Source organism: Clostridium sp., assembly GCF_051278035.1.
In the GTDB taxonomy this organism is placed as follows: Bacteria; Bacillota; Clostridia; order Clostridiales; family Clostridiaceae; genus Clostridium_AD.
Genome location: NZ_JBNMNU010000081.1, coordinates 1 through 19346, shown reverse-complemented (window position 1 = coordinate 19346; position 19346 = coordinate 1). Strand labels below are relative to the sequence as shown.

At 33.5% G+C, this 19346-nt stretch carries 19 protein-coding genes and 1 riboswitch; of the genes, 2 read left to right on the top strand and 17 right to left on the bottom strand.

The genetic code is table 11. From position 1 onward, the window contains the following. The 16 genes from ACJAX4_RS13050 to cdaA form a co-directional block, all read right to left on the bottom strand. Window positions 1–2024 (bottom strand): BglG family transcription antiterminator (locus ACJAX4_RS13050; RefSeq protein WP_435789898.1); only part of this gene is annotated, 2024 nt, incomplete at its 3' end. A 209-nt stretch (window positions 2025–2233) separates the two neighbouring features. Further along, a complete protein-coding gene (locus tag ACJAX4_RS13045; protein ID WP_435789897.1) occupies window positions 2234–3649 on the bottom strand; it encodes a PTS mannitol transporter subunit IICB in 1416 nt (471 codons plus the stop codon). A 258-nt stretch (window positions 3650–3907) separates the two neighbouring features. Then, window positions 3908–5257, bottom strand: a complete 1350-nt coding sequence (gene glmM, locus ACJAX4_RS13040) for a phosphoglucosamine mutase (RefSeq protein WP_435789896.1) — start codon at window positions 5255–5257, stop codon at window positions 3908–3910. Between the two features lie 399 nt (window positions 5258–5656). Next, on the bottom strand, window positions 5657–6061 hold the full coding sequence (locus ACJAX4_RS13035; protein WP_435789895.1) for an SHOCT-like domain-containing protein: 405 nt from the start codon (window positions 6059–6061) through the stop codon (window positions 5657–5659). Between the two features lie 62 nt (window positions 6062–6123). Continuing rightward, complete coding sequence (locus ACJAX4_RS13030) at window positions 6124–6492, bottom strand: DUF2089 domain-containing protein (RefSeq protein WP_435789894.1); 369 nt, start codon at window positions 6490–6492, stop codon at window positions 6124–6126. A 245-nt stretch (window positions 6493–6737) separates the two neighbouring features. Next, window positions 6738–7268 carry a 2-oxoacid:acceptor oxidoreductase family protein gene (locus tag ACJAX4_RS13025; protein WP_435789893.1) on the bottom strand — a complete coding sequence of 177 codons (531 nt, stop codon included), beginning with the start codon at window positions 7266–7268 and terminating at the stop codon, window positions 6738–6740. 1 nt (window position 7269) lies between these two features. After that, window positions 7270–8019, bottom strand: coding sequence for a thiamine pyrophosphate-dependent enzyme (locus ACJAX4_RS13020; RefSeq protein WP_435789892.1), 750 nt, complete (start codon window positions 8017–8019; stop codon window positions 7270–7272). Beyond that, window positions 8019–9089, bottom strand: coding sequence for a 3-methyl-2-oxobutanoate dehydrogenase subunit VorB (locus ACJAX4_RS13015; RefSeq protein ID WP_435789891.1), 1071 nt, complete (start codon window positions 9087–9089; stop codon window positions 8019–8021). The genes ACJAX4_RS13020 and ACJAX4_RS13015 overlap by 1 nt, the downstream gene beginning before the upstream one ends. A gap of 19 nt (window positions 9090–9108) precedes the next feature. Continuing rightward, window positions 9109–9318, bottom strand: a complete 210-nt coding sequence (locus ACJAX4_RS13010; protein ID WP_435789890.1) for a 4Fe-4S binding protein — start codon at window positions 9316–9318, stop codon at window positions 9109–9111. Between the two features lie 111 nt (window positions 9319–9429). Beyond that, window positions 9430–10092: an ATP-binding protein gene (locus ACJAX4_RS13005; protein ID WP_435789889.1), complete on the bottom strand. Its 663-nt coding sequence runs from the start codon at window positions 10090–10092 to the stop codon at window positions 9430–9432. 20 nt (window positions 10093–10112) lie between these two features. After that, complete coding sequence (gene buk / locus ACJAX4_RS13000) at window positions 10113–11183, bottom strand: butyrate kinase (protein ID WP_435789888.1); 1071 nt, start codon at window positions 11181–11183, stop codon at window positions 10113–10115. Between the two features lie 46 nt (window positions 11184–11229). Further along, window positions 11230–12150: a phosphate butyryltransferase gene (gene ptb, locus ACJAX4_RS12995; RefSeq protein WP_435789887.1), complete on the bottom strand. Its 921-nt coding sequence runs from the start codon at window positions 12148–12150 to the stop codon at window positions 11230–11232. 21 nt (window positions 12151–12171) lie between these two features. Next, complete coding sequence (buk, locus tag ACJAX4_RS12990; RefSeq protein ID WP_435789886.1) at window positions 12172–13257, bottom strand: butyrate kinase; 1086 nt, start codon at window positions 13255–13257, stop codon at window positions 12172–12174. 40 nt (window positions 13258–13297) lie between these two features. Further along, entirely contained in the window at window positions 13298–14899 is a 1602-nt protein-coding gene (locus tag ACJAX4_RS12985; protein ID WP_435789885.1) for an NAD(P)/FAD-dependent oxidoreductase, read from the bottom strand. Continuing rightward, window positions 14880–16136 carry a CdaR family protein gene (locus tag ACJAX4_RS12980; RefSeq protein ID WP_435789884.1) on the bottom strand — a complete coding sequence of 419 codons (1257 nt, stop codon included), beginning with the start codon at window positions 16134–16136 and terminating at the stop codon, window positions 14880–14882. The genes ACJAX4_RS12985 and ACJAX4_RS12980 overlap by 20 nt, the downstream gene beginning before the upstream one ends. Beyond that, entirely contained in the window at window positions 16106–16954 is an 849-nt protein-coding gene (gene cdaA / locus ACJAX4_RS12975; protein WP_435789883.1) for a diadenylate cyclase CdaA, read from the bottom strand. The genes ACJAX4_RS12980 and cdaA overlap by 31 nt, the downstream gene beginning before the upstream one ends. A gap of 349 nt (window positions 16955–17303) precedes the next feature. On the opposite strand from cdaA, the gene ACJAX4_RS12970 reads away from it, so the two are divergent. Both ACJAX4_RS12970 and ACJAX4_RS12965 read left to right on the top strand, forming a co-directional pair. Further along, a complete protein-coding gene (locus ACJAX4_RS12970) occupies window positions 17304–18329 on the top strand; it encodes a hypothetical protein (RefSeq protein WP_435789882.1) in 1026 nt (341 codons plus the stop codon). A gap of 74 nt (window positions 18330–18403) precedes the next feature. Next, window positions 18404–18526, top strand: a riboswitch (cyclic di-AMP (ydaO/yuaA leader). Window positions 18527–18560: 34 nt separating this feature from the next. After that, the gene (locus ACJAX4_RS12965; RefSeq protein ID WP_435789881.1) at window positions 18561–19082 is read left to right on the top strand and encodes a cell wall hydrolase; all 522 of its coding nucleotides are present in this window, start codon (window positions 18561–18563) and stop codon (window positions 19080–19082) included. A gap of 45 nt (window positions 19083–19127) precedes the next feature. Here the strand turns inward: ACJAX4_RS12965 and ACJAX4_RS12960 are convergent. Continuing rightward, a partial coding sequence (locus ACJAX4_RS12960; RefSeq protein ID WP_435789880.1) for an FAD-dependent oxidoreductase occupies window positions 19128–19346 on the bottom strand: 219 nt, incomplete at its 5' end.

Genomic DNA, 19346 nt, shown 5'->3' with positions numbered 1-19346 from the left:
TCAGGTGCTTCTACTAGCGCTTTACTAATTTCACTAATTACCTCTATATAAGTCTTCTTAATTTCTAAAGGTGCCAGTATTACTAAAGCTGTGTCTACGTCTTCACCATATTCACCCAATGAATGAATTTTATTTTTAAAACGTATAACTCCTATCTGAGGTTTACTTACTACTTCTGAACGACAATGTAGCAAAATTATACCCTCACCATTTAAAATAGTAGTTCCTAATCTTTCTCGCTCTATAAATTTTTCCTGTAAACTATTTTGCTTCAATTCAGTATTTCCAAAAGCTTTACTTACTTTCTCTATTAATTGAACCTTACTATTTATGGTGTCATCTTCGTCAAAATAGAAATTGTTCATAATTTCTATAAAGGCTTCGCCATATTCCATAAGAGTCATAATATTTTCTTTTAAGTCATCATGTTTATTTATCTTTACAGCCTTAACATAGATGCTGTCTTTTATCTCACCTAAAATCGTTTGAATTTTAATTTTGTCTTCTTCTAAAAGTAGTGGATTTACGATCACATTTTTAAAAGGAATATCGATTGTCACAGTAGATATAATTAGTTCTATTCCTTCTTCTTTTAGCCACTCATCATTAATATTAATGGATGAAATTATATCTATAACCTGAATGTTTTTAAACTCCCTTTGAAGTCTTGTGGCAAGCAGTCTCGATGTGCCTATTCCACTTGCGCATGCAACAGCAATCCTATAAATACGAAGTTCTACTTTATCTTCATTTTGCATTGCCGCACCTAAATGCATTGCAATATATCCTATCTCTGATTCAGGTATTTCAACGCCTAATAGTTCTCGCAAAACCACACAACACTTACTACTAATTTCATATGTTTTGGGGTATGTTTCTTTAATTTCAGTAAGCAAGGGGTTTCGTATGTCTAAATTCATTTTTAGACGACTAATTACTGGTTCTAAATGGTTTACTAGACCCATAAGCAAATTTTTGTTTTGTAGAAGTGAGCAACGCGTTTCAATTTCTGCGATAGCAATCATCTTTTTAGCTGTTTTTATAAGTTCATATTTTCCTATCATATGCTTTTCTTCTGATTTAATATTTGCCTGCATCTTTGAACCTTTTAAATGCATAGTTATATATCCAATTTCATCTTCAGGTATTTCTAAATTGAAATTATTTGAAATATCAATTGCTAACCCTTCCGCTATTCCATACTCCGTTGTTTTTTTTAGTTCTGATAGAAAAATCGCATCTATACTTATTCTTTCATTGTTTTTTATACGCTGTACTGCAATTGCTAAATGAACTATAAGCCCTACATATGCACTATCAGCCAATTTTAATTTCATTTTTTCTTCCACTTTATATACTGATTTTTCCAATTGTTTAATTACACTTTTATCTATTAAATTCAGCAATCTATTTCTAGTATTGATTTCAATTCTACCCTTACTAAATTCACTGCTACCTACATTATCCTTTATGACTTGTAATAATTGATTTTCATCTAAATTTTCATATAATAAACTTATAAGCGCCTGCCGAAATTCTTTTTCTTTACCCTCAATATAAACTCCAAGACCCGGTTTTCTAACAAGCTTTAAATTATGCTTTTGAAACCACTCCTGAACTTTATCTAGGTCATTGCTTAGTGTTCCTTCAGTAACCCCAAATATTGATGTGAAATAATACAACTTTACAGGCTCTTTCATTTGTATAAGTTCACTAATTATTAAATACTGCCTCTCTTCGGGCTTATAATGCTTCTCTACATAATATCCATCTAATAACAGCTGTAGTCTGTTCTTACCTTCTAAATTTTCATTGAGCAAAAGGCCTACTCCAGGTTTTTTTATAAATTTGAAATGATTGTATTTCAACCATTTTTCTACTTGAGGCATCTCTCTTAAAATTGTCCTTGAACTCAAGTCTAATTTTTTCGCTATATCGTTTACAGTAATGAAATTAGATAGGTCTGCTCCAATTAACAAACGAAGTATTTCTTTTACACGGGATGTTATCACCACATCTCTCATAATCCACCTCCTTGCTTATTACTGACATTTATAAATATTATAAATCTATACTGTAATTGTATACCCTATAGATACTGTATTCAATTCAAAGATAATCTAATTTGTCATCATTCATTAGTGACATTATTACGTTTTAGTTTAAAAATCAGTGAGAATTATCTGTTATAGATTTTTCTCACTGATTATATTTTGTCACTTATATGGATATATTATTTCAGTCTTTCTACCAGCTTGTCATATTTAGGGTCGCGTGCAAAGTTACTAATAGAAATATGCTCTGCTTTTGGCGCACTTGCCTTTGCTCTTGAAGTCAAACTTTCATGACTTACAACAATATCAGCATCTTCAGGTATATCCTCTATAGCAGTATTTATTACTTCTATATTTAGGCCTGCTTTTTTTAGCTTGTTTCTTAATGTAGATGCTCCCATAGCACTTGATCCCATTCCAGCATCACATGCAAATACAATTTTATTTACCGCTGTTTTAGTATATGTTTTCACTTCTTGTTCAGCTTTCTTAGTTCCTTTTAATTCCTTTACTGATGTCTTCGCCTTTTCTAAATCGTCGCCTTCTGAATCCTTAGACCCTTTAATAAAGAATCCTGCTATTAAGAAGGATACTGCTGCTGATACAATTACTCCTGCAAAAATACCTAAAAGTCCACCTTTAGGCGTCATAGCCATTAATGCAAATATACTTCCTGGTGATGCTGTTGCTATAAGTCCTGCATTAAATAGTCCGAATGTGAATACTCCACTTGCTCCACCACCAATTACTGCGAGTATAAGTATTGGTTTCATTAAAACATAAGGGAAGTATATTTCATGTATTCCGCCTAAAAAGTGAATTATTATTGCTGACGGAGCAGATTCTTTTGCTATTCCCTTTGCAAACATCGTGTATGCTAAAAGTATTCCTAGCCCCGGACCTGGATTTGCTTCTAGAAGGAAGAATATTGACTTTCCAACTTCCTTCGCTTCTTGTATTCCTAAAGGTCCAAGAATACCATGATTTATAGCATTATTTAAAAATAATATTTTACCTGGCTCAATGAATATAGATGTTAATGGTAATAAGCCTGCATCTACTATAGCTCCTACTCCAGTTTCTAGTATACTGTTAAGACCTAGTACCAAAGGTCCAATTCCAAGGAATGCAATGAGTGACAGTGCCATACCAATTATTCCGGCTGAAAAATTGTTTATTAACATTTCAAAACCAGCTGGAATTTTACTATCAATAGATTTATCAAACTTCTTAATAATAAATCCGCCTAAAGGTCCCATTATCATAGCACCCATAAACATAGGAATGTCAGCTCCTACAATTACACCCATAGCTGCTATCGCACCTATTACTCCACCTCTACTACCGCCTACTATTTTACCTCCGGTATATGCTATTAATAGTGGTAATAGGTAAGTAATCATTGGACCTACTAAAGCAGCAAGCTTTTCATTTGGTATCCATCCTGTTGGAATGAATAATGCCGTAATTAGCCCCCATGCAATAAATGCTCCAATATTAGGCATTACCATACCGCTTAGAAAACGTCCAAAGCCCTGTACTTTTTCCTTGAGTGGCGTTTTCGTTTTAAGTTCTGTTGTAGTTTTAACTTCCATTATTTTTCCCCCTTTAATTTGTTAAAAAATATTCCTTAATATAATTATACGTTTACACAAACCGCACTACAACACAAAGATACGTGCATTTTGTCACTTAAGCTTAGTGACGAAACTGAGAATTCTGAATTCCACCACTCTTTTTATGTTAATTGTAATCTAATCTATAATGTATTATAAATAAAAAATAACGTATGGAATTTCTCAAATCAGAAATTTCATACGTTATTTTAATGTTTAAAAATATATTTTTAAGATCTATTTATTTGCTTTTTCTTGAATCATTTTCGCAAGAGAATGTGCCATTTCATTTAGTTCACTTTGCACTTTTCCTTCTAGCATTACCCTCACTAATGGCTCTGTACCCGAAGGTCTAATAAGTACTCTTCCACAGCCATTTAGTTTTGTTTCCATTTTTTTAATTTCTTCCACTATTTCACTATCAGTTTCGTGTATGTCTTTTTTATCATTGGGTACTGTTGCATTAACTAATATTTGTGGAAGTTCTGTCATTATTGCTGTAAGCTCTGATAATTTCTTTCCTGACTCCTTAATTACAGTGGCTAATTGAATTCCGGATACAAGTCCGTCCCCTGTAGTATTAAAATCAAGGAAAATAACATGTCCAGACTGCTCTCCCCCTAGTTTATAACCATCTTCTCTCATTTTTTCAAGTACATATCTATCTCCTACTTTAGTTTTCACTGTAGTTATATTTTCACTCTTCATTGCAATATCAAGGCCTAAATTACTCATAACTGTTACCACGACTGAATCTTTAGTTAATTTACCCATATCTTTCATGTGCTTTGCACAAATAGCAATCATGAAATCTCCATTTACAAGATTCCCTTTTTCGTCTACGGCAAGACACCTATCTGCATCACCATCAAAAGCTAATCCTAAATCACAATGATTTTCTTTAACAAAGGCCATTAAGTGCTCTGGGTGAGTAGATCCACAATCTTTATTTATATTTACTCCATCTGGATCATTACTAATAACTAAAACCTCTGCTCCTAGTTCTCTTATAGCTTTTACCGAAGTAATATAAGCTGCACCATTAGCACAATCTAATGCTATTTTAAGTCCTTTTAAGTCTCCTGTAATGGTGGATTTAGCAAATTCAATATAATCCTCTGTAGCATTTTTCGTAACTGTTTTTTTACCTAAATCTCCTGCTATTGGTGATGGTACTCCTTTAAAATCACTTTCTATAACTGCTTGTATTGTATCTTCTAGTTCATCAGATAATTTGAAACCTTGACTATTAAAAAACTTTATTCCGTTATATTCTACTGTGTTGTGAGAAGCTGAAATAACTATCCCTGCATCTGCTCCATATTTTCTAGTTAAATATGCTATGGCAGGTGTTGGAATAACTCCAAGGCATATAGCCTCAGCACCAACAGATAAAATTCCTGCAACTAATGCTGATTCTAACATATCTCCTGAAACTCTTGTATCCATTCCTACTATTATTTTGGGTTTATGTGCAGCTTCTGTTAGTACAAAAGCTCCTGACCTTCCGAGCTTATAAGCAAGCTCACCTGTTAATTCCGTATTTGCAACTCCACGTACTCCATCTGTACCGAACATTCTACCCATATTTTTTTACCTCTTTCTCATCTATTTTTTCCATGTTCATTTAATTTCACAATTTATTGAAACTCACTTCTTAAATAAGTACATTCTGATTATTATATGTAACTTCCATAAAAGGTTGCTTGTCCTATTTTGAACTACAAATAGTAAAATTCTTGTCTATTAAAGTTCAGATATCACTGATATTATACTACATTAAAGAGGCTTTGTAAAAAACACCTAGTATTTTTTATATACTATAAATAATATATAATTGAGGGTTAAACTAAGTAGTATATTTTATATAATGTGAATGAATTAATAAAAAGGCATATCTAAGAGTTTTTCTTAAATATGCCTTTATTTATGGGTGCTCGCATCATCAACGGTTATCTAATGTTCTATAAACTTTGACTCTCAGAACTATTCTATAACAACCTCAATTATGTCTCCATTCCCACTTTTTATATCTACTATCTTTCCATCCATTCCACCATCTATAGCTTCTAATATCGACTGAGTCATTTCATCTATGTCCACACCCTCCATGCCATCTACATTTAGACTTGGAATTCGCCCAAAGGTTCTTATCATCCCACTAACAAATTTTAGTGGAAGAGTGATATTTAAAATATCATTCTCAGTAGATCTTATTCTTATTTTGAGCATTTTAGGATTCTTCTTACTGCTACTATTATAAGGTGTTTTTTCTAAAATATATGGATCTTTACTTTCTCCTTTTAGCGCTTCTATAAGCTGCATCGCTTTGTCCGAATCAATTTTACCATCTTGGACCATTTTCAATATCTTTAACATCTCTTCATTCATCATATATCCTCCTTTTCTAAAGCTGCGAGCTTCAAATATACAGCTTAATTATTTATTATTTATTATTTATTATTTAACATGATTAATGCCTCATCAGCAGTGATTTCACCTTTTTCCAACATATCTATTACATCCTTTTTATCAACTGATGTTTTTTGCTTTATAACATTATACCCCATTGTTGTAATAACCTCGTCTAACTTCGCCCTAACAGTTGGATATGATATACCAAGTTCTTTTTCTACGTCCTTAATGTTTCCTCTAGACTTTAAAAATATTTCAATAAAGTATAGTTGTTCATTATTTAAGTAATCAAATTTTGATAGCTCAAATTCATTTTCCACAACAGTATTACACTCGCCACATTTAAGTGTAGTAGCTTTTAATTTAGAGCTACATACTGGACATTTGCACAGTATTTTATAGGTCATTTATACACCACCTTTCTTTATATTCATTATATTACCAATAATTAAAATTTTACAACATCACTTCTATTATATTCATTACAATTAATTCTGTGATATAAAATATTAATTACCAAATCTTAATTTTAAGTTTCTCAAAAAAAATTTAATATGAACTTTCATAGCTTGTTTTTAAGGACGCAAAAAAAGAGTGCATGCTACGTAGCCTTCATTTAAGCAAGCTATAGTAGTATACACTCTTTTATTATCTATTTAACGTAAGAAGCTCCAACTTCCAGAGCTTTTTTGTTTGCTTCAAAGAATTTTTCTTTACCATGATCTTTTAAAGCAGCTACTATTTCCTCCATTGATACTATTCCAGTTCTCTTTACTAAAGCTCCGAGTAGCACCATGTTAGCAATTTGTTTGCTTCCAATTTTCATTGCTTCTGTTTGAGCTGGAATGCTTATTACTTCGATATCATCTCTACCCGGCATTCTGTCTACAAGGTCAGAATCCATTAGTAATAATCCACCTTTAGATAAGCTATCTTCAAATTTATCAAGAGAAGGTCTATTCATAACTACAAGTGTATTAGGCTCTGTAACTATTGGAGAACCTACTAACTCATCAGAAAGTATAACTGCACAGTTAGCTGTACCTCCACGCATTTCTGGCCCATAGGATGGTAACCATGAAACATTCATGCCAGTATCCATACCTGCATATGCTAGAAATTTCCCCATAGAAAGTGTACCTTGACCACCAAATCCTGCAAATATCATTTGTTGAGTACCCATTTTATTCCACCTCCGCAGTTGTATCTTTTTTAACTCCAAGAGTGTAGTATGGCATCATATTATTTCTAAGCCATAGCATAGATTCATCAGGTGATAATCCCCAATTTGTTGGGCATATTGATAATACTTCTACCATTGAGAATCCTTTTCCATCAATTGCATTTTGGAAAGCTTTTTTAATTGCTTTTTTAGTTTTATTAACATTAGGAACACTATCTGATGATACTCTTTCAACATAACAAACTCCATCTAAAGTTGATATCATCTCTGATACTCTAATAGGGAATCCTTGTACTTTTACATCTCTTCCATAAGGTGTAGTTTCTGTTATTTGACCTGGAAGTGTAGTTGGTGCCATTTGGCCACCTGTCATACCGTAAATACAGTTATTTACGAATATAGTAACCATGTTTTCTCCACGCGTTGCAGCATGCACTATTTCAGCCGTACCTATTGCTGCAAGATCTCCATCTCCCTGATATGTAAATACTACTGCATCAGGATTAGTTCTTTTTATTCCTGTAGCAACTGCTGGTGCTCTTCCATGAGCTGCTTCAAACATATCACAAGCAAAATAGTCATATGCTAAAACTGAGCATCCAACTGGTGCTACCCCTATTGTTTTATCTATTATATCTAATTCTTCAAGTACTTCTCCTACTAGCCTGTGAATTAATCCATGAGTACATCCTGGACAATAATGCGTAGGAACATCTAATAATGCTTTAGTTGGTTTAAATACTACTGCCATTATTTTGCACCCCCTACTATTTCTCTAACTTTATCTAATATATCTTCTGGAGTTGGAACCATTCCGCCTGTTCTTCCATAGAAATTAACTGGCTTTCTTCCTTCAACAGAGAGTCTAACATCTTCAACCATTTGTCCACAACTCATTTCTACTGATATGTATCCATGTTTTGTTAAATTTAGTGTTTTCTCAAAAGCTTCGAGTGGAAAAGGCCAAAGTGTAATTGGTCTTATAAGTCCTAGTTTTATGCCTTCACTCTCTGCCATTTTAATAACGTTTTTGCATATTCTTGATGTTGTTCCGTATGCCACCATTATTAAGTCAACTTCTTCATCACATTTATATAATTCATATCTTGTTTCATTTTTCTTTATCTCTACATATTTTGCTTGTAATTTCATATTATGCTTTTCTAAATCTTCTGATTTAAGATAAAGTGAATTTATAACATTATGCTTTGCTCTACCTTTTAGACCATTTGATGCCCAAGTTTTTTCTGGTAGTGACTTCGGCTCTCTTTCTTTGAATTCTACTGGTTCCATCATTTGTCCAAGCATTCCATCTCCCATTACCATTACAGGGGTTCTGTATTTATCTGCGGTATCGAAAGCGTCTTGAACTAAATCAACCATTTCTTGTACTGATGCAGGTGCGTATACAGGCATATTAAAATCGCCATGTGATCCACCTTTTGTTGCTTGAAAATAATCTGATTGAGCTGGTTGAATACTACCAAGACCTGGGCCACCTCTAACTATATTTACAATAACGCATGGAAGCTCAGCTCCTGCTATATATGATATTCCTTCTGCTTTTAAACTTATTCCTGGTGAACTTGAAGATGTCATACACCTAGCTCCTGTGCCTGCAGCACCGTACACCATATTTATAGCTGCAACTTCACTTTCCGCCTGTAAGAAAACTCTTCCAATTTTGCACATTTTTCTTGATAAATATGCAGATATCTCTGTTTGGGGTGTTATTGGATACCCAAAAAAGCCTAGACAGTTAGCTCTAATAGCAGCTTCTCCTATCGCTTCATTACCTTTCATTAACACTTTTCCACTCATAAGTACATCCTCCTATTCTTTACTTTTCAACCGTTATTACACAATCAGGACACATTTTCCCGCAAGATGCACAACCTATACACTCTTTCATCTTTTCGTCTGTAACTGTGGCTGGATGATATCCCTTTATATTTAACCCTTTTGAAAAACTTATGATCTTTTTAGGGCATACATTTATACAAAGTCCACACCCTTTACATCTGTCTTCTCTAAAACTTACTCTTGGCATGTTTAAACCTCCTTAAAAGTTCTTTTTTTATAGAATTTAAACGTTTACTACTTAAGTTTATACCTTGAAGGACAACCTGTCAACAACGTTATTTATTTGACTCTTTTCTTGCTATCTCCAAGGTGGCAACATATGTATATCAATCCCACATATGTCACCTTGCAATTTTCCAATCAGTTTTTCCACTAAATCTTTACTGCAAACGGTATATGCATGTGGTATGCTCAATTCTTTTGACAGCTTAGCTACTATTTTATCTCCAGAAATTATGTGTTCTGGTACGGTTTCATAAGACAAGTTGGTATTAGAAATTAAATGCGTTACCGTAAGCCTTGAGGCTCTTTCTATTGCTTTTATGTAATCCACAATAGTTATAGGTTCTTGTGTAAATGGTCTGTTCGTATTTATTACAAAAAACATATCATAAGCTTCTTCTTTAAAATACTTATTGTACTGTCCAAGAGCTATTGATCCTGAGTCATCCCCACCTACATCCATTACCACCTCGTAGCTTTTATCATTAAACACAGTTCTTATTTCTGCCGGAACCACCATGAGCTCTGCATTAACTAGATCTGGGTTTGATGCTATAACTCGTATTCCCTGCTGCTCTAATTGTTTTCTAACATCTCTTACACAAAAATATGGATTTACTATATCTAAATCAACTATTACAACTTTTTTTCCCTCTTTTGCAAGATTTATTGCATAATTAATTGCTATCTCCGTTTTTCCTGAACCGAAATGACCTGTAAACACTCTAATTCTGCTCATCACATATCTCCTTCCAATTACTATTTATACTCTTTTGACTTTTCTTCGCCATTTAAGACTCTGAGTCCTCCCTGAGCTAGTGCTAGTAATTCATCTTCTCCTGGGTATACTACTACTGGGGATATAAATTTTACTCTTTCTTTTATATAACTTACCATAACCTTTCCATAAGCTATTCCGCCAGTTAAAATTATTGCATCTACTTTTCCTCTTAAAACTGCTGCGCATCTTCCAATTTCCTTAGCTACTTGATATCCCATAGCCTCAAAAATCAATTTATATTTTTCATCTCCAGCCTCTGCTTTATCTGATACTTCTTTAGCATCGTTTGTACTCAGATAAGCAACAAGGCCACCTTTTCCATTTATCTTTTTCACAATTTCATCTATTGTATATTCTCCGCTAAAACACATTTTAGTTAAATCTCCTACTGGAAGTCCCCCAGATCTTTCTGGTGAAAATGGACCATCTCCATCTAGTGCATTATTAACATCAATAACTTTTCCCGCCTTGTGAGCTCCTACTGAAATTCCGCCACCAAGGTGTGCTACTATCAGATTAATATCTTCATAATTCTTACCATTTTCTTTTGCATATCTCTTAGCTACTGCCTTTTGGTTTAATGCATGAAAAATACTCTTTCTTTCTATTTCAGGCATTCCTGATATTTTAGCTACATCCATCATTTCATCAACAACTACTGGGTCAACAATAAATGCTGGTATATCTAAAGATTTCCCAATTTCATTTGCAATTATTCCACCTAAATTTGAGGCATGTTGTCCCTGCACTCCAATTTTCAAATCCCTTAGCATAGCTTCATTTACAGCATATGTACCACCTTCGATAGGTTTTAGAAGTCCGCCTCTTCCTACTATAGCGTCCAAAGTCTTTACATCAAAGTCTTTATCTTTAAGTAGGTTTAATATAAGTTCTTTTCTAAACTCAAGCTGCTCAAATATACTATCAAATTTTCCTATTTCTTCTGATGAATGTCTTAATGTTTCTACTAAAACTTCTACCTCATCTTCATATATACCTATTTTAGTAGACGTTGAACCGGGGTTAATTATTAACAATTTATATGACATATTAGTCCTCCTTATAATAATAAATAAAAAGTGAGTATGTTATTTATTATTCCTCAGCTACTTTATTATATTCTGCAACTAATGATGCAAGAGCTATAGAATTTAACTTTGTTTCAGGCGTATCTGCTCTAGAAGTTACTATAACTGGGGCAGACGTTCCAACTAATAGTGCACCACTTTTAGCTTTTGTAGTATAAGTTAAGCATTTATATACAGCATTACCAGCTTCAATATTTGCCATTAAAAGAATATCCGCATTGCCTGCTACCGGGCCTTGAATATTTTTATGCTCTGCTGCTTCTTCTGATAATGCATTATCTAAGCCTAATGGTCCGTCAACGATGCATCCCTTTATCTGGCCTCTATCACTCATTTTTGAAAGCATTGCAGCATCTAGTGTCGCTGGCATGCTTGTATTTACAACTTCGACCGCACAAACTGCTGCAACTTTTGGATTCTCTATGCCAAACGCTTTTGCTACTATTACGGAATTATTTATTATTTCTATTTTTTCTTTAAGTTCTGGATACATATTAAATGCTGCATCTGTTAAGAATATTAATCTATCATAACCTGGTATTTCAAATACTGCTACGTGAGACATTAGTTTACCATCTCTAAGACCTACTTCTTTGTTTAATACGGCTTTTAGGAAGGTAGATGTACCTACAAGTCCCTTCATTAACATATCAGCTCTTCCCTGCGATACAAGTTTAACTGCAGCAAGCGAGGCATTAATAACGTTTTTTTCATCTATAATTTCGAACTCATCTACATTCATCCCTATGCTATTTGCAATAGATATTATTTCTTCTTTGTCTCCTACGAGTATTGCATTTGCTATACCATTTTTCTTAGCATCTCGTACCGCTTCAAGTACTGGCTGATCTTGCGCAACAGCCACTACTACAGTTTTCATTCTTATAGTTTTTACTGTGCTTAATACTTCACTCAATGTTTTAATCATTATATTACACTCCTTCTTTCTCTAGTTTGTTTCATCCTCATATACTTTAGCCTTCTCTTCTCCATTTACTACCCGAAGTGCTCCCTGTGCTAAAGCTAACATTTCATCTTCTCCTGGCACTAATTCAACGGGGGCTATAAGACATACCATGTCACTTATCCACGTGGTAAGTTTCTTGTTATGCGCAAGTCCTCCCGTAAGTATTATAGCATCAATTTCACCTTTAAGCACTGTTGCCATAGCGCCTATTTCTTTGGCTATTTGATAAGCCATCGCCTTAAATATAAGCTCTGCTTCCGCGTTACCCTCTTCTATCATCTTGTCAACAATTCTTCCATCGTTGGTATTTAGATAAGCTACAAGTCCGCCCTCACCAGTTAATTTTTTCTTTAATTCCTTAAGAGTAAATTTCCCGCTAAAAGCAAGTTTAGCTAAATCTCCTACTGGAAGTCCTCCAGTTCGCTCTGGTGAAAAAGGTCCTTCTTCATTGGCGTTATTTACATCTAGAATTCTTCCGTTTTTAACTGGAGACACAGATATTCCTCCACCAATATGCGCAACTACATAATTACTATTTTCAAAGCTTTTGTTTAGTTTAGTGCAAACCCTTCTTGTTACTGCTTTTATATTTAGTGCATGAACTAAAGAGCGTCTTTGAATCTCTGGAAGTCCAGATATTCTTGCAACGCCCACTATTTCATCTACTGCTACAGGATCTACTATTAATGCTGGTATATTAACTTTTTCCGCAATTTCAGATGCTATCACCCCACCTAGATTAGAAGCATGCTCAGCCTGAAATCCTATTTCTAAATCCGCAAGCATCTTTTGCGATATTATATATGTACCACCTGGCATCGGTCTTAATAATCCCCCTCTGCCAACTACTGCTATTAAATCTTCAAGGTCTATATTTTCTTGCTCTAGCCACTCTAAAACCAGTTTAATTCTCATATCCTTTTGGTCATAAATTTTTTCGAATTTCTTAATGTCACTCGAGCTATGCGTTAGATTTGATGTCACTATAAGGTCTTCATTTTTAAATATTGATAGTTTAGTTGATGTAGAACCAGGATTAACTACTAATATGTATCCTTTTATACTCATTAAAACATCTCCCCTATTTTAATTCGACTCTTAATATATTTTATTTAATATGTTTCCATTCTTTCATTATACACTCTGCAACTTTTAATCCATCCACAGCCGCAGAAATTATTCCTCCTGCGTATCCAGCTCCTTCTCCTGCTGGATATAATCCTTCTAGAGATATGCTTTGGAGATTCTCATTTCTATCGATTCTTACCGGCGCAGATGTTCTTGTTTCAATACCCGTCATAATTCCATCTTTCCCTGCAAATCCGCTTATTTTATGATCGAATTTAGGCAATGCCTCTTTTATAGCATCTGTTGCAAAGCTAGGCAAACACTGAGTAAGATCCGCAAATTTATACCCTGGCTTATAACTTGGTTTTACACTACCAAGTTCACTACTGACATTTCCTTTAAGAAAATCCCCTACTAATTGTACTGGTGCGTTATAGTTTGAACCTCCAATAGTATAAGCTAGCGCCTCGTAATGCCTTTGAAATTCTATACCAGCTAGGGGGCTGTTTGTCTCAAAATCTTTTGGTCCTACTGATACCACAAGGGCTGAATTTGCGTTGCGACCATCTCTCTTATACTCGCTCATTCCATTTATTACTAGGTGTCCCTTCTCAGACGCAGCACCTACTACTTCTCCGCCTGGGCACATACAAAAGCTATATACTGACCTACCTGATTTTACACTTGTATATGTAAGTTTATAATCTGCTGCTTTTAATCTTTCATGTCCAGCATATTTTCCATACTGGTTTTCATTAATCATATGTTGCGGATGTTCTATACGAACTCCCACTGCAAATGGCTTACTTGACATAAATATACCTTTTTCATATAACATTTCATATGTATCCCTAGAGCTATGTCCTGGCGCTAAAATTAAATTATCACAGGGTATTTCTTCCTCATTTACTACTATACAGTTTATCTTTTTATCTTTCATTTTTATATCCACAAGCTTACTATTAAATCTTACTTCTCCACCTAAGCTAATAATGGTTTCTCTAATGTTTTTCACAACTTGTTTTAGTATATCTGTACCTATGTGTGGCTTACCCATATATAATATTTCAGGAGGAGCCCCAGCCTTAACAAATTCCTCTAGTATGTAGTCACATCTAGTATCCTTTATTCTTGTGGTTAATTTTCCATCTGAAAAAGTTCCAGCCCCCCCTTCACCAAATTGCACATTAGATTCTGTATTTAATACTGCCCTGGTCCAAAACTTATTTATACTATTTGTCCTACGCTCTACCTGTTCACCTCTTTCTATAATTAGTGGTTTATATCCCTTTTGCGCCATAAGAAGACCAGCAAACATACCTGCTGGCCCCATTCCTACTATTACCGGTCTATGCTTCATAGACGTGGTTCCAAATTCAAACTCAGAATCATACCTAACCTTTTGTAATTTAACATCCTTATCATTTGCGGATGCCACTATTTTCACTTCATTATCCATTTTAATTAATACAGAATAGTTAAACTTAATGCTATTTTTTTTCCTAGCATCTATGGACTCTTTGTCTATTCTGAACTCTTTTATTTCATTTTCAGAGACCCTCATTTTTCTTGTTGCCTTTGCTTTTAAATCCTCTATATTTTCATCTATATCTAAAACTATATTATTTACTTGTATTGTCATTATTATTAGTTACCTCCGTTTGTTTCTTTGTAATAGTTACTAATATTTTATCTGGTGATGATGATATAAGCTTTATGCCCTCCGGCATTGGCACTAGTACAGCAATAGTATGCTCACCTTCAACTAGATTAATCAAATATACTGATGCGCTAAATTTACTTAAATCTAATGAATTTATAACTGCTTCAGATGCTGAAACAACTAATTCACACTTTTTATTAAGAGGACTAACCTCATAGTTTGTATCTAAGTTATTATCTTTGATGTCAAGGCTTATGCTCTTTTGCACTATCTTAGTCACATTTATTTGGACCTTAACCACAGCCTCACTAGCACCACTAACCAAACTTAGCCCCTCAGGAATGGTCACTTTTACGTCTACTGTAGTTGTTTTACTTATTTTACTTAAATCAATAGATTCCGTATTTAAATTTTCTATATTATTAAGCGCCTCTGCACTTCCTGTTATATCAAACCTTTCCGGTAGTACTTTTATACTCTCTAGAATAAATTTTGTATTTAATTCCCCTATGGTTTTTACTTTTACACCTACAGTTTTAGTCTTTCTTATAGGAATTTTAACATCTATGTGAGAAGGCTTTACGCTAACTTCACTTACTTCTTTACCCTTTGCGTCTACAGGTATTAGCTTGTAGCTTTTTATGACGTCACTTTCAGCGTCTTGTATATTCTCTTCTACTATTATTTCCGTTACTGTACTTACAAACTTTGAACCTCCTATAACTGTAGCCTTCTCCTTTGATAATTGTGGTTTAGATGCATAATAGCCCTGCTTTGGCACTCCACTTATATTAAAATTTATAGGCAACTTAGTTTCAACGTGTTTATCTAAATTCACTTTTATAAAAAGGCTATCACTATTTACCACATTTATATTATCAGGACTTCTTCTGATTTCAATAGGAATCTTTTGTTCGCCTACTTTAAGCGCATATGCGCTTAAATCTGCCACTACTGTAAAATCTTCCGCTTTCTTATCTAGAAGTATGCTAGTATTAGCTCCTTTTATGCTTAGATCTATTTCTAACTCTTGGCCTGGAACTAAAGTCAAATTCGAATCGTCTAATATATCCATATTAATAAGCTGCACAGGTATATTTTTAATCTTATAATCAGATATTGGATTTTCTGTACTTGTTATAAAAAGCCATAGTACAAAGGCAGCTATTACACAACACACTCTAATTATAAATTCTTGTTTTCCGCCTTTATCCATAACTTTACTCTCTCCTTTATAGTTAATTTTTTACTCTGTCTGCTTTTTATTATTTGAACGAGTATTCTCTTAAGCTTTTGCTTATCATAGTTACTTACCAGCCTCCCGTTCACAGCTAGTGATATATTTCCTGTTTCTTCGGATACTATTATAGTTAAAGCATCCGAGGTTTCTGTTATTCCTATTGCTGCTCTATGCCGCGTTCCTAGTTTCTTGCTTATTTTATCATTATTTGTTAAAGGCAGAAAACAACCTGCCGCTATTAATCTATCATTTCTAATTATCGTAGCCCCGTCATGAAGTGGCGTGTTGACAACAAATATATTTTCTAATAAGGCTGCCGATATTACAGAATCTAAGATAGTACCCGTTTTAATTATTTCTCCGATACCCGTTCTTTGCTCTATTACTATTAGCGCACCTGTTCTAATTTTCGCTAAATTTTCAACAGCATTAACTATTTCAGTTATAACTCTATCCATTGTCTCTTCATCCGCAAATACATGTTTATCCGTAAATGCTGTTCTTCCAAGGTGCTCTAAAGCTCTTCTTATTTCCGGTTGAAAAATAATAACAATAGTCAAAACACCAATTGTTATTGTCTTATTTAAAATCCAATTTAAAACCGTCAAATTAAGTAATTGACTTATTGGAATAAGTAAAAATATAAAAACTATTCCTTTTAATAATTGTTCAGCCCTTGTCTCCTTAATTAACATGTAACTTTTATAGAATATGAACGCCACTGCAAGTATATCTAGTATTGAAAATATACTTATATTCTTAATTGTACTTAACATCAACTTAATTACTTCCATAATGCCACACCCCCTGCTAAAACTCCTATTTACAATTATACACTATACAGTGGTGTATTGGTACATATTATAAGTTAAATTTATTATAACAATCCATCTTATATTAACAATATGTTTATTATATTTTTGGGGATAATATAATATTGTTCTACATAAACTAACTCATCACCATAGTACTTCTAGTTATTAGATTTTTCTTTAAGATTCTGGTCCGAATAACTTCACATATTTTTTAGAATATTTTATATACTATATTAAATGAGAATACCCAATAACATGAAATTATATGATTGTGTAACAATTTTTATACTTAAAATTTTATAAAATTAAAAACGAGGGAGTGAGTGTTTTGAGTGAAGAAAAACATGTTGTAAAGGGCAATAGAAAGAGAAAAAAATTCAAAATTATACTATTTTTATCTATTATCATTGCTTCTATAGTTATTTTTGCCACTAGCTACTATGCCTCTATAAATAAAGTTTATGATTCTTATGAAGGTTCCTTACTAAATAATATAAACAGTATAAACCAAGCTAATAAAACTATAGCTATATTCAATAGTAACCAAACAATAGATATTGATTATGCAAAAGAAAAGTTACCTAATATTATTGAAAATTTATCTACCCTTAGATCTCAATTAGAAACTTTAGAACCTACCCCTAAATACAAAAAAGAACATGAAAACCTTATATATGGCCTAGATAATAACCTACTAATGTATAAAGGCGCTCTAGTTATTTTAAATAATCTTTCTAGTAATGACGTAACTGACTCCATAGAAACCCTTAAAACCTTTAGGGATGATTGCATGGATTTTTACACAAAGGTAAGTATCACTGATACTACAATAACACTGCCTCAAACTTCATTATCATTTATTGATAACCTACTCAATTATAGTTACAGTGCATTCATGATAAAAAAAGAGGCAGATATTAAAGACCTTCAAGTTAAAGCTTTTACATATAAAATTGATAGTTTATCCAAGGATTTTATAGATACTAAAACTAATTATTACTCCTTTGCATTAAAGGTAAGAAAAAATGAAATGCTCTACAATGAAGTTTTGTCGTTAGTTAACGATAATTCTATAAAATTAAATGACTTTAAAAATGACTTTAACAAAGATCTTTCTGTACCCAGCCCAGCTATTGCTACTTATGAAGCCTTTAGGCCATTATTCCAGCTATATGAAAGCTATTTAACTGATTTCAAACTGGCTTTAACAAGTGAAAAGGTTCAAACCTTAAGTTCGGTAGTGGATTCAGCTACATTAGATACGCTATATGAATCATCTAATGCGAAGTTTCTTGAAGTAGAGAATGCCTATAATAATTTTTTAAAAGTCTATACAACCCTACAAAATTATTAATAACTAGTATTGCTACATTTGGGTTTCTATCTCTATAATAAAAAAATTGTGTATTATTTTTACACTGTTGGTAACACTAATACTAGCCTAAGTAAAAAAACGCGGAGGAACCAACCATTTGGGGTGAATCACTAGTAGTGTAGGTTAGACCTTTTCCGAACCCGTCAGCTAACTCCGTAGGCAAAAGGAGAGGATAGTATTAAAAAACTTGCTTTTTTGTCCTGTATTTTAATGTTACTCACAATATTACCTAGTTTAAGAGTAAATGGAGAGTCTATAAATCCACTCGGTTCAGAAGCTAAAAGTTTATATAATGAACAAATTAAAGCAGTAGCGGTGTTTAATAATTCAAACCAATCTCTTTATATTACTGATGATGATGTTTATTTAATGGCTCAGGTTGTATACGCTGAGAGCTGTGGTGAATCTTATAGTGGAAAACTAGCTGTAGCATCCGTTATACTAAATCGTGCTAACCATGTGAAATTTCCAAAGTCAGTGTCCGGTGTTATTAATCAGAAGAATGCCTTTTCTTGTGTTAAAGGGGGGAAGGTATTTCACGGTGGCAAGGCGAATATAATTCCAGACTCTTCCAGTTACACCGCAGTTTTGGATGCATTAAAAGGTAATGATCCTACCTATCAGGCTGTTTTCTTTTATAATCCTGAAATAGCTACTTCTACGTGGATGAAGGATATAAAAAAGGCCAATATTAAAACTATAGGAAATCACGTATTTTTTCTTGTTAAATAAAAACAGACAGTTAACTTCAGCTATAACTAAGTTAACTGTCTGTTTTTATTTTTTATCCAAATATGAAACTGCGCTAAGTGCTGCTACTAATCCTTCACCTGCCGCCTTAATATATTGATATGGTTTGCCTATACAATCTCCTGCTGCGTAACATCCTTCTATATTGGTTTTCATGTTTCTGTCTACTTTTATATGGCCTTCTTCTATTTGAAGGCCCGGCACTAACTGATCTGGCGATAAACTATCCCTTAGCATGAAAACTCC

Coding starts and splice junctions, on each gene's coding strand:
- ACJAX4_RS12965 (WP_435789881.1), top strand. CDS start 18,561: ATGTTACTCACAATATTACCTAGTTTAAGAGTAAATGGAGAGTCTATA.
- cdaA (WP_435789883.1), bottom strand. CDS start 16,954: ATGGAAGTAATTAAGTTGATGTTAAGTACAATTAAGAATATAAGTATA.
- ACJAX4_RS13015 (WP_435789891.1), bottom strand. CDS start 9,089: ATGAGTGGAAAAGTGTTAATGAAAGGTAATGAAGCGATAGGAGAAGCT.
- ACJAX4_RS13025 (WP_435789893.1), bottom strand. CDS start 7,268: ATGGGTACTCAACAAATGATATTTGCAGGATTTGGTGGTCAAGGTACA.
- ACJAX4_RS13045 (WP_435789897.1), bottom strand. CDS start 3,649: ATGGAAGTTAAAACTACAACAGAACTTAAAACGAAAACGCCACTCAAG.
- buk (WP_435789888.1), bottom strand. CDS start 11,183: ATGTCATATAAATTGTTAATAATTAACCCCGGTTCAACGTCTACTAAA.
- ACJAX4_RS13020 (WP_435789892.1), bottom strand. CDS start 8,019: ATGGCAGTAGTATTTAAACCAACTAAAGCATTATTAGATGTTCCTACG.
- ACJAX4_RS13010 (WP_435789890.1), bottom strand. CDS start 9,318: ATGCCAAGAGTAAGTTTTAGAGAAGACAGATGTAAAGGGTGTGGACTT.
- ptb (WP_435789887.1), bottom strand. CDS start 12,150: ATGATTAAAACATTGAGTGAAGTATTAAGCACAGTAAAAACTATAAGA.
- ACJAX4_RS13030 (WP_435789894.1), bottom strand. CDS start 6,492: ATGACCTATAAAATACTGTGCAAATGTCCAGTATGTAGCTCTAAATTA.
- ACJAX4_RS12985 (WP_435789885.1), bottom strand. CDS start 14,899: ATGACAATACAAGTAAATAATATAGTTTTAGATATAGATGAAAATATA.
- glmM (WP_435789896.1), bottom strand. CDS start 5,257: ATGGGTAGAATGTTCGGTACAGATGGAGTACGTGGAGTTGCAAATACG.
- ACJAX4_RS13035 (WP_435789895.1), bottom strand. CDS start 6,061: ATGAATGAAGAGATGTTAAAGATATTGAAAATGGTCCAAGATGGTAAA.
- ACJAX4_RS12980 (WP_435789884.1), bottom strand. CDS start 16,136: ATGGATAAAGGCGGAAAACAAGAATTTATAATTAGAGTGTGTTGTGTA.
- buk (WP_435789886.1), bottom strand. CDS start 13,257: ATGAGTATAAAAGGATACATATTAGTAGTTAATCCTGGTTCTACATCA.
- ACJAX4_RS13005 (WP_435789889.1), bottom strand. CDS start 10,092: ATGAGCAGAATTAGAGTGTTTACAGGTCATTTCGGTTCAGGAAAAACG.